The sequence below is a fragment of the Arthrobacter sp. AIWTK1 genome, from assembly GCF_056680535.1.
Genome location: NZ_CM155287.1, coordinates 3,235,610 through 3,247,860, shown reverse-complemented (window position 1 = coordinate 3,247,860; position 12,251 = coordinate 3,235,610). Strand labels below are relative to the sequence as shown.

The window sequence follows — 12,251 nt, the reverse complement described above, 5'->3', positions numbered from 1 at the left end:
CCGGCACCCCCGGCGTACCGTGGCGCTTAAAGGACCGTCGCGCGCAGAGCTGGGACGCGGACCAGCCCGGCGGGGCGGCCGGATCCGCGGGAGGGCATGATGGCAACGTCTGAAGCCGGCCTTGACCAGGGCCGCTCCGCCTTCGAGGAGCATCGCTGGACCGACGCCTTCCAACACCTCCTCGATGCCGACCAGCGCGGCGGCCTCCCCGCGCCGGACCTTGAGCGCCTGGCCACCGTGGAAATCCTGACCGGCAAATCCGACGCCGGAATCGACACCCTCACCCGCGCGCACGAGGAGTACCTCGTCGTCGGCGACGTGGTGGGCGCGGCCCGCTGCGCCGGGTGGATCGGCATACATCTCATGAATTCGGGCCAGCTGGCCCGCAGCACGGGATGGTTCGCCCGCGCCGGACGGCTGGTGGCTGAGCTTAACGAACCCTGCGCACTGGAGGGCCTGCTGCTGATTCCCACGGCACTGGGCATGCTGTTTGGCGGCGACCCCGAAGGCGGCCGCCGGGTGTTCACGGACGCCCTGGCCATCGGGGAGAAGTTCCAGGACCGGGATCTCATTTCTCTTTCGATGCTGGGCACGGGCCAGGCCTGCGTGGCGCTCGGTGACATCAGCACCGGCGTCGGGCTCTTTGACGAGGTGATGGTTGCGGTGACCGCGGGGGAGCTCTCGCCGGTCCCGTCCGGGATCATCTACTGCGCCGTCATCGGGACCTGCCACCTGGCCTTCGATCTGCGCCGTGCCCTGGAGTGGACAGTGGCACTGGACCGGTGGTGTGGCGGACGGCCGGACATGGTCCTTTTCAGCGGCCAGTGCCAGAGCCACCGCGCCGACCTGTACCGGCTGCACGGGGCATGGGATGAGGCCATCAGCGCCGCGAAGGACGCGCAGCGGCTGTCTTCGGCGGGGGATTATCAGGCCCTCTATGGCGGCTACTACCAGCAGGGCGAAGTGGAACGGCTGCGGGGTCAGTTCGCGGCGGCAGAGGAATGCTACCGGCAGGCGGCGCGCAGCGGCTATGAGCCCCAGCCGGGACTCGCGCTGCTCAAGCTAGCCCGTGGCGACATCCCCGCTGCGCAAACCCTCATCCGCAGGACTGCCGACGCTGCCGACCTCGCCACGCGCCGCCACCTGCTCCCGGCGCTCGTGGAAATAGAACTGGCCGCGGGGGACACAGCCGCTGCGCGGCAGGCCGCCGATGAACTGGCGTCCTTGGCACAGGTGTGCGGGATGCCGATGGCGCAGGCTGCCTCCTGCCAGGCCGGCGGCGCCGTCTCACTCGCGGAAGGAGAACCCGCCCGGGCGCTGCCCCTCCTGAGACGGGCTTGGACGCTCTGGCGGGAACTGGGCGTTCCATTTGAGGCGGCACGCAGCTGCACGATGGTGGGCCAGGCCTGCCGTGCAGGCGGCGACGACGATTCCGCAGAGATGGACTTCGAGGCTGCACACGCGGAGTTCCTGGCCCTCGGCGCAGCGCCGGCTGCTGCCTGGGCCGCCTCGCTCCAGCACGCACCGGCTCAGGACGGGCATGCCGGACCGCTGACGCCGCGTGAAGTCGAGGTGCTCCGGCTCGTCGCGGCCGGCAAATCCAACCGAGTGATCGCCGGCGAGCTCTACCTGAGCGAAAAGACGATTGCCCGGCACATCAGCAACATCTTCCTCAAACTCGGGCTGCAGTCCAGGGTCGCTGCCACCAGGTACGCCGTCGATCACGGGCTCACTGCCTGAGGCTGACTGCGTAGAACTACCCAGCGCGTCCGGGGCAAAATGCATCATTCTGCCGACGCGGGGCGCAGTACCGGGGTCCTAGTGTCGAACTATGAACCTTCCCGTCCTGGCCGGCACGTTCTCGACCGTGCTTTTCGCCCTTGGCATTCTTCCGATGCTTCTCAAGGCGGCGCGGACCAAGGACCTGGCGTCCTATAGCCTCAGCAACCTGGTCCTGAGCAATGTGGCCAACGCTGTCCATTCCGTCTACGTTTTCCACCTGCCTGCCGGGCCGATCTGGCTGCTCCACGCGTTGTACGTACTGGCCTCCGCCCTGATGCTCGTGTGGTGGCTGCAATACAGGAACGAACGGCCAGGCGGGGACGCAGGACGGCCTACGACTGACCGGGACGGTTCATCGCATCAATCCGCAGCAGCTGAACAGGAGGCAGCGCAATGAACAACATGAACGACGGCGCGTCGGGCGACACGCTTGACACGCTGGTGATCGGAGGGGGACAGGCAGGCCTGGCCATGGGCCACTACCTCAAGCGCCAGGGCCGGAAATTCCTGATCCTGGATGCGAATCCAAGGATCGGTGACGCCTGGCGGCAGCGCTGGGACACCATGAGGCTGTTCACGCCGGCAAAGTACGACGGCCTGCCCGGCATGCGATTTCCGGGAGACAGGTTGTCCTTTCCCACCAAGGACGAGCTCGCAGACTACCTCGAGGCTTATGCAGCCGCATTTGACCTCCCGGTCCGCACCGGCACCCGGGTCGAGAAATTGTGGTGCGAGGATGGACGGTACGTTGCGGCCTCGGACGGCCGGCGGTGGCTGGCCGGAAACGTCGTTGTGGCCACCGGCTCCACGCAGGAGCCCAGGGTGCCGGACTTTGCTCCGGACCTCTCGCCGTCCATTGTGCAGCTGCACTCCAGCCAGTACCGGAACCCGGGCCAGCTCCGGACCGGCAGTGTCCTTGTGGTGGGGCTGGGTAACTCGGGAGCGGAAATCGCCCTGGAAGTGAGCCGCACGCACCACACAGTGATAGCAGGCAAGCCGGGCGGCGAGCTGCCGGTGCGGCACGGAAGGGCCGCGGCCCGCTTCGTCCTGCCCCTGGTGCGTTTCGCGGGGCTCCACGTGCTGACACTTGATACTCCGATCGGACGCAAGGCAGCACCAAACAAGCTGGCGCACGCGGATCCCCTGATCAGGACCAAGAGCAAAGACCTGGCTGCCGCCGGCGTCGAGATCGTTCCGCGGGTGACCGACGTCCGGGACGGGCGGCCCGTTGTGGCGGGACGCTCCCTCGATGACGTGTCCAACGTGATCTGGTGCACCGGCTACCGCGAGTCCTTCGGATGGATCGAGGCCCCGGTGTTCGACGGCGGCGGACGGCCCAGGCAGCACCGCGGCGTGGCCGCGGACGTGCCCGGACTGTTCTTCCTGGGAGAGGAATTCATGTATTGTGCGGCATCGGCCACCCTCCCCGGCTCCTGCCGGGACGCCCGATACCTGGCGGGAAGGATTCCCGCCGCGCCGTCATCGGTGGTGGCGGGGCAGCCGGCCTAGCTGCGGGCACGCAGTGCCCGGCGCCTCAGCCGCCGGGCACTCCCTTCCGGCAGCCGCCTGGTGATGATCCGGTAGAAGATGAGTACGGCCAGCGCCGAGGCCACGATGCCCACGAGGTTGAGCAGCAGCTGAAGTGCCGAGCCCGCCGCTTTCTGGTACTCGCCCAGCACCAGCGCTACCGCCACAAACCCGGCTGCCGGAACGGTGGTTACGGAAATGAACACCCCGATCAGGGCGGCCGAGCGCCGGCTGATCACGGACAGCATCCCCGCTGTGCCGGCCAGCACTGCAACGATCAGCGAGTAGGGTCCCGGGTGGTAAATGAACTCGACGGCGGACCCGGTGTCCAGGGTGTTGGCAGGAAAGAGCCCCAGCGGAACTGACAACCAGGCCGTCAGCGCTGCCAGGAGCATGGCCACGGGAAAGCCGACCCCCAGCGCCAGCGCCGCACTCCGTCCGAGCCGCCATTTCCGCTGTGCGAGCGACACCGCCAGGGCAGCGAGGGGCCCGAATTCCGGACCGACGGCCATGGCTCCCACAATGGCAATGGTCGAATCAGTGACGATCCCGATCGCGGCCAGCTGCGTCGCCAGGACGAGGAACGCCAAATAGCTCCACGTAAGCCGCGAATCCTCGCCGGTCTGGCGCGTCACCTCATCCCAGATCATGGCGTCGGCGCCGTCTCCCGGGGCGGCGGCTTCAGCCTGGTCGGCACGCCGGGAGAGCATAAGTTCGGGCATGGACACGGAGATGGAGCCCAGCTCCTGGACGTTGAGTGCATGCAGCTTCTCCAGCAGCTCCTCCACGGATTCCCGGGCCACGTGGACCACCACGACGTCCCCGGGCGGCAGGATGGACGCCCCTTTGTGCACGGCCACTTCCGCCGCGCCGGTTTGCTGGGTGCAACTTTCCACCACCAGGTCGGAGAGCTCCGCGGGTATGCAAATGCGCACCTGAACGATCACTGTGGCCACTCCTCCGTATTGCCCGGTTATGCACTCCGGCGTCGGCACCAGCCTAGTTTCCAGACCGGGCCCCGACCGATTCCCTCCTCTGGAAACTCCCAGCTGGCAGTGCCTTAATGGAAGGCGGGGGTCCTGTTCGCCGGCGTCGGCGATTCGCGCTAAAAGTTACATTTCGGTAACATGAATGCTTTGGTTATCCGCTTGAGGGGTTTTTCTGTGTCTATAGCGAGAGCCCTGGCCTCGCCGCGCCGCAGCGGCGCCGGTGTCGAGGCGGGCCGAAAATCAAAGTTCAGGCCCGAGATCCAGGGTTTGCGCTCCCTGGCCGTGCTCATGGTGGTCAGCTACCACGTCTGGTTCGGCCGGGTGTCCGGCGGCGTCGATGTGTTCCTGTTGATCTCCGCCTTCCTGATGACCCTGCAGTTCGTCGGCAAGTACGAGCAGGGCCGGCCGATGGCACTGTTCAAGCACTGGCTCCACTTGTTCCGGCGCCTCCTGCCGGCGGCCGTCACCGTCATCATCGCAGTCCTGGCGGCGAGCTCGCTGTTTCTGCCGCGCACACGCTGGCTCAGCATCATTTCCGAAGGCTGGGCGTCACTGTTCTACTTCGAGAACCGCCTGCTGCAGTCACAGGCCACCGACTACTATGCGACGGACCACAGCGGCGCCAGCCCTTTCCAGCATTTCTGGTCGCTCTCCATCCAGGGGCAGGTGTTCATTCTGTGGCCGCTGATTTTTGCCGCTGCAGCGCTCGTGGCCAAACGATACCGGCTGCACTACCGGATCCTGCTGGTCTATATCTTCGCCGGTGTATTCACGGTTTCACTGGTCTATTCGATCATCTTCACCCTGACAAACCAGGCGCAGGCCTATTTCGACACCGGCGCCCGGCTGTGGGAATTTGCCCTTGGCACGCTGGTGGCGCTGATTCTTCCCGGCCTCCGAATTCCGCGGACAGGGCGCATTGCCCTTGGCTGGTTGGGCATTGCGGCCATGTTGAGCTGCGGGATCCTGATCAACGTCCAGGGCGCATTTCCGGGAGTGGCGGCATTGTGGCCCACCCTCGCGGCGGCGGGCGTCATTGCAGCCGGGCAAACCGGCAGCCGGGTCGGCGTGGACAGGATCCTCAGCGCCGGGCCGCTGGTCCGGCTCGGAGACATCTCCTACGCCCTGTACCTATGGCATTGGCCAATCCTGGTCATTGCCCTGGCGGCGACGGGACGGGACCACGCCGGGCCGCTCTCCGGGACGGTGATCATTGTCGTCTCGATGATGCTGGCCTACCTCACCACCCGCTTTATTGAGAAACCATGGCGCGAATGGAAGTGGCCGGAGGTCAACCGCCGGCGGGCCCTCGTCTCGATCGCCCTGGTTCTGATGCTTGCCGCGGGTTCGCTGGGCGGAGCGCGCTATGCCATCCAGCTGCAGGCAGACGCCGCGCTGGCGCAGGCTGAATACAACAATCCGGGCGCCAGGAGCCTGATGCCCGGATATTCCGGGACCGCGGCTGCAGATGCAGTCCTCCTGCCGGACCTGGCCGACGTCAGCAGCGACTGGGCGGATTTCCCCGGCGGCTGCGAAGGCTTCCATGACCCGAACGGCATCCGCTGCAGCAACGGCGACGTGGAGTCACCCAAGAAGACAATCGTGGTGTGGGGAAGTTCGCATGCCGGCGTCTGGGCGACGCCGGTCATGGAACTGGCCAAACGCTATAACTGGTCGGTGGTGACGTACGTCAAGGCACTGTGCCCGGTCACGGAGGGGGCTGATCCAACCATCCCGGAGGATTGCGTGGACTTCAACAAAGCCGTTTCCGCGGAAATTGCCAAGATCAAACCTGATCTGATTTTCACCACCAGTACCCGGGTCAGCCACGGCGAGCCCCGGACTGAATTCATGGATCCAGGCTGGGCCGGGATGCTGGAAGCCGCTGCCGGTTCCACTATTCCCGTGGTATCCGTCCGCGACACCCCACGGTTTACCGGGTCCGTACCGGAATGCCTGGCCCAGCATGCCGACGACGAAGCAGCCTGCGCAATGCCGCGGACAGACGCTTATCCCGGCGCGTCGCCGGCCAATGCCTACCCGAACGTGAAGAACCTGGACTTTTCAGACTACTTCTGCCCGGGGGACACGTGTCCGGCAGTGATCGGAAACATCATTGCCTACCTGGACGATAACCACCCGACCGCCACCTACATGAAGACCCTGACGCCAATTTTCGAGGAACGGTTCATGGCGGTGACGGGCTGGAAGGAACAATGACGAGCCAAGCACTGAGTGAAGCCACGCAAGCCAGCGCCAACAAGGCGGCCAGGGAGGGGTACCGCCCCGAGGTGCAGGGACTCCGGGCCCTCGCAGTACTCATGGTGGTCACGTACCACGTCTGGCTGGGCCGGGTGTCCGGCGGGGTGGACATTTTCCTGCTCATCTCCGCGTTCCTGCTCACCCTCTCATTCGTGCGGAAGGTGGAAAGCGGCCGCCCGCTCAAGCTGGTCAGCCACTGGCTGCACCTGTTCAAGCGGCTGCTGCCCGCCGCCGTCGTGGTGATCCTGGGCGTCCTCGCCGGCACGTGGGCCATCCTGCCGCAAAGCCGCTGGCCGGACATCCTGGACCAGGCGTGGGCCTCACTGCTCTACCGGCAGAACTGGCTGCTTGCGGACTCCGCCGTTGACTACTACGCCCAGGACCACTCCGGCGCGAGCCCCCTCCAGCATTTCTGGTCGCTGTCCATCCAGGGGCAGGTCTTTATCCTGTGGCCCCTGGTGTTTGCGGGAGCAGCCGTGCTGCACCGGGTCCTCCGCCGGTCCGCAATCAGCTACCGGCTGCTGCTGGCCGTTGCCTTTGGCGTGATATTTGCGGCGTCGCTGGCGTATTCCATTGACCAGACCGCCACCAACCAGGCCTACGCCTACTTTGATACCAGGACGAGGCTGTGGGAGTTCGCGCTGGGCTCCCTGCTGGCACTCGCACTTCCGTACCTGAAGCCCGGAAAGGTCCTGCGGGTCATCCTGGGCTGGGCCGGCGTGGTGGCGATGGTGTCCTGCGGCCTGCTGCTGACCGTGGACCGTTCCTTTCCCGGTTTCGTGGCGCTGTGGCCCACGCTGGCGGCCGCGGCGATCATCGTGGCCGGCCAGAGCGGCAGCCGCTTCGGCGCAGACCGCCTCCTGAGCTGGAAGCCCCTAGTGTCCCTGGGCGACAACTCCTACGCGCTGTACCTCTGGCACTGGCCGCTGCTGGTCCTGGCCCTCGCCGGCACGGGTGTTGTCTCGCCGAACCTCATCCAGGGCCTTGCCATCGTGGCGGCGTCAGTGGTGATGGCCGTCCTCACCACCCGGTTCGTGGAAAAGCCGCTGCGCGAGTGGCACTGGCCGCAACGGCGGATCTGGCGGAACGCCGTCGTGATTGCGGCCTGCGGAGCCCTGCTCGCCGGGCCGGTGGCCCTGTGGCAGACCAAACTGACCGCCGACGAAGCTGCCGCTGCGGCGCAGCCCAGGGAACTGACTCCGGGTGCCGCCGCCCTTACCCCGGAGAACGTGGGCAAACCGACGCCGGAAGCGAAGATCATCCCGGCGCCGGCTGCCATGAAGAACGAATGGGCGGATATCGACGGCCTCTGCACCGACGGGAATGTGCCCGGTGATCCGCTGCTCTCCGGCTGCCTGCAGAACAGCAAGCCAGACGTTGTCACCAAAAGGATCGTGGTGCTGGGTGACTCGCACGCGCAGCAGTACATGGCCGCGTTGGGCCCGATCGCCAAAGAGCATGGCTGGGAAGTGGTCACGCTCCTCAAGGGAAGCTGCCGCTTCGGTGCGGAGTCGGCCGAGCGTGATGCCGAGTGCAATGCCTTCAACAAAGCCAGCGCCGCCTATGTGCTTGAACACAAGCCGGACGCCGTGTTCACCGTCGCGTCCCTGACGCACACGGATGCGCCGTTCGAGACCGAAGTTCCCGGCTACCTGGAGGGCATCAAACCGTTCACCGACGCCGGAATGGACGTTGTGGGGGTCCGGGACAACCCGCGGTTCGGGTTCAACATGCCGGAGTGCGTGCAAAAGAGGGGCGCCGCCGCGGAGGAGTGCAATCCGCCGTTGGGCGAATCGCTCGCTGAATCGTCACCCCTGGACCAGTACCGCGGCAAGGTGAACGGACTCCACCTGATGGACATGAGCGACTTCATCTGCGCGGACGGCATCTGCCCGGCAGTGGTGGGCAACGTCTACGTCTATAAAGATGACAACCACCTGACCAAGACCTATGTGCAGACCATGATTCCCATGTTCGAGCAGCGGCTGCTGGCCGCCACCGGCTGGACCTGAGCCGGCGCAGCCGGGCGGCCAGACGCGGGCAGGTGCGGTTGCTCACATTACCGCCGCGGAATATGGGGATCGCCGCCGAGGTTCTAGAATTTATTCAACACTTCCGCACCAAGGCACCACCATCTGCACAGGCCAGTCCCGTAATGACGGGCTGGTCATCAGCTGCAACCCCTACCCGTGAACCCCGGAATTAAGGTAAGAGGCGCACTCATGACCCAGCCCGAACACAACCCGTTCGGCTTTATCGGCCTGACCTACGACGACGTCCTGCTCCTGCCCGGGCACACCGACGTCATCCCGTCAGAAGCAGACACATCCTCACGCATTTCCAAGCGCATCACTGTCCAGACGCCGCTGTTGTCCGCAGCCATGGACACCGTCACCGAGTCGCGCATGGCCATCGCCATGGCCCGCCAGGGCGGCCTGGGCGTGGTCCACCGCAACCTGTCCATCCAGGACCAGGCCGACCAGGTGGACCGTGTAAAGCGCAGCGAATCCGGGATGATCACCAACCCGCTGACCATCGGACCGGAAGCGACCCTGGCCGAACTGGACGAGATCTGCTCGCACTACCGCGTTTCCGGCCTGCCGGTGGTGGACGAGGGAATGCGGTTGCTGGGCATTGTCACCAACCGCGACACCCGCTTCGTGCCGGAAGCGGATTTCCCGATCCGCCTCGTCAGCGACGTTATGACCAAGATGCCCCTGGTCACCGGGCACGTAGGCATCAGCCGCGAGGAAGCCTCGCACAAGCTCGCCACCAACAAGATCGAAAAGCTTCCGCTGGTTGATGACCAGGGCCGGCTCAAGGGCCTCATCACTACGAAGGACTTCACCAAGGCCGAGCAGTACCCGCTGGCCACCAAGGACGACGAAGGCAGGCTCCGCGTCGGCGCCGCCATCGGCTTCTTCGGAGACGGCTGGGAACGCGCCATGACCCTCGTGGACGCCGGCGTGGACGCTTTGTTCGTGGACACGGCCAACGGGCACTCCCAGGGCGTGCTGGACATGATCCGCCGCCTGAAGTCCGACCCCGCAGCCGCACACGTTGACATCATCGGCGGCCAGGCGGCCACCCGCGAAGGTGCGCAGGCGCTCATCGACGCCGGCGCCGACGGCATCAAAGTGGGCGTGGGCCCGGGCTCCATCTGCACCACACGCGTGGTGGCCGGTGTGGGCGTTCCGCAGATCACCGCCATCTACGAGTCCGCGAAGGCTGCCATCCCGGCCGGCGTTCCGCTGATCGCCGACGGCGGCCTCCAGTACTCGGGCGACATCGGCAAGGCGCTGGTTGCCGGCGCCGACACCGTGATGCTCGGTTCGCTGCTGGCCGGTTGCGACGAGTCACCCGGTGAGCTCATCTTCGTGAACGGCAAGCAGTTCAAGAGCTACCGCGGCATGGGTTCCCTCGGAGCCATGCAGACCCGCGGCAAGAACACGTCCTATTCCAAGGACCGCTACTTCCAGGCCGACGTTTCCGGCGACGACAAGCTGATCCCGGAAGGCATCGAAGGCCGCGTGGCCTACCGCGGCCCGCTGGCATCCGTTGCCTACCAGCTGGTGGGCGGCCTGCGCCAGACCATGTTCTACACCGGCGCCCCCACGGTCGCCGAGCTGAAGGCACGGGGCAAGTTCGTCCGGATCACTCCGGCCGGCCTCAAGGAATCGCACCCGCACGATATCCAGATGACGGTGGAAGCCCCGAACTACGGTTCACGCTAGATCCCGGCATTCGTCAAACAGGCCGTGGGGAGTTCCCCGCGGCCTGTTTGCTTCTGTGCGCAGCACTAGGCTGGAGGCATGTCCCAACCACGCCACCCCGCCGAACTAAGCCCGAAAAGGGACCCCCAGCGGCGGCTGGCCGTGAGGCCCTACGCGCGGGCTGTCGCGCAGGTGCTGCGGGTCAGCTTCCGGGCCTCGCCTGCCGCCGTCGTGATGAAGGTGGTCGGTTCGCTGATCTCAGCGGTGCTGCCCCTGGTCACCACCTACTTTGCCGCGCTGACCACCACCGCCCTGGCTGCCGCGTACGCCGGCGACGCGGCTGCCGGCCAGCAGGCGATCGTCTACGTCATCGTTACCGCCGCCCTGGGCCTCTTCTGGGGTGCTTTCAGCAGCGTGGACCGCTACATCCAGCAACTCATGAGCTTCAGGGTCGGGGCCATCGTGGGGGACCTCATGTACGAGCGGTTCCTGGCACTCGAGTTCTGGCGCTACGACGACAAGGAAACGGTGGACCTGTACGACCGCGCCAAGCGGTTCTCCGATTCCTATGCCCGGGTCCTGGACCGGATCGCCGCGATCTTCACGCAGCTGGTGTCGGTGATCCTCGCGGTCGGAGCACTCCTGCTGGTCAGCTGGTGGATCGCGGTGATCGTGTTGGTGGCCATCGTCCCCAGCGTCTACCTGCAGTTCAAACTCTCCCGTGAGCAGATCGCGCACTGGAACACGCAGGTGGACTCCCGCCGCCAGCGCCGGATGATCGAAACCAACCTGCTGCGGCCGCAACATATTGCGGAGATGCGCCTCTACGGGATCGTCGGCTACCTGATGGGGCTCCGTTCCCGGCTCCGGGACGCGGACGAAAAGCGGCGGTTGGATTTCCAGAAGCGGTACATTCCCAAGCAGCTGGCGGCGGACGCCCTGCAATATGGCGCCGAGGTTGTTTCGCTGATCTGGGTGGTGGGCCAGATCATCGCCCGTGCCCAGCCGGTGGGGCAGTTCCTCTACGTCCAGCAGATTGTCAGCCGGGCACTGTCCACGGCCAATAATCTGGTCTCCTCGCTCAGCTCCATCGACGAGGACCTGGCGAACCTCAAGGACTACGAACTCTTCATGGCGCTCCCGGTGCACTCTGAGCATGCCCCGCCGCTGTTGCAGGCGCCGAAGACCGTGGAGCTGCGGGACATCCGCTTCACGTACACGGGCAGCGACATTGAGGTGATCCGCGGCATCAGCATGACCATCCGCGAGGGCCAGCACATCGCCATCGTGGGGGAGAACGGCGCCGGCAAGTCCACCCTGATCCGGATTCTTGCCGGCCTCTACCGCCCCGATTCGGGGCAGGTGATGCTCGACGGCGTGGACCTCGCCGCCGTCGACGTCACGTCCTGGCACCGCCATCTGGCGGTGCTAAGCCAGGAATTCCTCAAGTACGAGTTCGCCACGGCAGCAGAGAACATTCTCTTTGGCGACGTCGATTCGCCGCGGGACGATGAGCGGATCCGGCGGGCGGCCTCAGACGCCGAGGCCCTCGAGTTCATCAACAAACTGCCTAACGGCCTGGACAACCACGTCAGCAACTGGATGGAAGATCCGCGCGGGCGCAAGGGCAGCGGATTGAGCGGCGGCCAGTGGCAGCGGCTTGCCATGGCCCGGAACTTCTACCGGAACGCCTCCTTCATGGTGATGGACGAGCCGACGTCGGCAATCGACGCCCTCGCCGAGCACCGGATCTTCACCCGGCTCTTCGCCGACCGCAGCAGCACGATCATCGCCATCAGCCACCGGCTCGCAACGATTGAGAAAGCGGACATCGTCTATATGCTCGAAGACGGGCGGATCGTTGAGCAGGGAACCCACCGCGAACTGGTGGCCCTCCGCGGCCGGTACTTCAGGATGTTCGAATCCCAGCTCACCGTGGACGAAGCCGAGGGGTTCTGACAGGTCAGCCGGCGCGCCC

Annotated in this window: 8 protein-coding genes; 7 read left to right on the top strand and 1 reads right to left on the bottom strand. The window is 65.8% G+C overall.

Annotation, left to right across the window (positions count from 1 at the left end):
* Positions 1–99: 99 nt before the first annotated feature.
* The 3 genes from AC1MDG_RS14810 to AC1MDG_RS14800 all read left to right on the top strand — a co-directional run bounded on the left by AC1MDG_RS14810 (position 100) and on the right by AC1MDG_RS14800 (position 3,291).
* Positions 100–1,740, top strand: a complete 1,641-nt coding sequence (locus tag AC1MDG_RS14810; RefSeq protein ID WP_479804768.1) for a helix-turn-helix transcriptional regulator — start codon at positions 100–102, stop codon at positions 1,738–1,740.
* Between the two features lie 91 nt (positions 1,741–1,831).
* On the top strand, positions 1,832–2,179 hold the full coding sequence (locus AC1MDG_RS14805) for a hypothetical protein (protein WP_479804767.1): 348 nt from the start codon (positions 1,832–1,834) through the stop codon (positions 2,177–2,179).
* The gene (locus tag AC1MDG_RS14800) at positions 2,176–3,291 is read left to right on the top strand and encodes a flavin-containing monooxygenase (protein ID WP_479804766.1); all 1,116 of its coding nucleotides are present in this window, start codon (positions 2,176–2,178) and stop codon (positions 3,289–3,291) included. The genes AC1MDG_RS14805 and AC1MDG_RS14800 overlap by 4 nt, the downstream gene beginning before the upstream one ends.
* Here the strand turns inward: AC1MDG_RS14800 and AC1MDG_RS14795 are convergent.
* Positions 3,288–4,256 (bottom strand): DUF389 domain-containing protein, encoded by a 969-nt coding sequence (locus AC1MDG_RS14795; protein WP_479804765.1) that lies wholly within the window; start codon positions 4,254–4,256, stop codon positions 3,288–3,290. The two genes, AC1MDG_RS14800 and AC1MDG_RS14795, sit on opposite strands and share 4 nt — an antisense overlap.
* A 216-nt stretch (positions 4,257–4,472) precedes the next feature.
* On the opposite strand from AC1MDG_RS14795, the gene AC1MDG_RS14790 reads away from it, so the two are divergent.
* The 4 genes from AC1MDG_RS14790 (at position 4,473) to AC1MDG_RS14775 (ending at position 12,232) form a co-directional block, all read left to right on the top strand.
* Complete coding sequence (locus AC1MDG_RS14790; RefSeq protein ID WP_479804763.1) at positions 4,473–6,518, top strand: acyltransferase family protein; 2,046 nt, start codon at positions 4,473–4,475, stop codon at positions 6,516–6,518.
* Positions 6,515–8,572, top strand: a complete 2,058-nt coding sequence (locus AC1MDG_RS14785) for an acyltransferase family protein (RefSeq protein ID WP_479804761.1) — start codon at positions 6,515–6,517, stop codon at positions 8,570–8,572. Before AC1MDG_RS14790 ends, AC1MDG_RS14785 begins: the two co-directional genes overlap by 4 nt.
* A gap of 210 nt (positions 8,573–8,782) precedes the next feature.
* Entirely contained in the window at positions 8,783–10,294 is a 1,512-nt protein-coding gene (gene guaB, locus AC1MDG_RS14780; protein WP_043482889.1) for an IMP dehydrogenase, read from the top strand.
* 78 nt (positions 10,295–10,372) lie between these two features.
* Positions 10,373–12,232: an ABC transporter ATP-binding protein gene (locus AC1MDG_RS14775; protein WP_043482886.1), complete on the top strand. Its 1,860-nt coding sequence runs from the start codon at positions 10,373–10,375 to the stop codon at positions 12,230–12,232.
* Positions 12,233–12,251 lie beyond the last annotated feature (19 nt).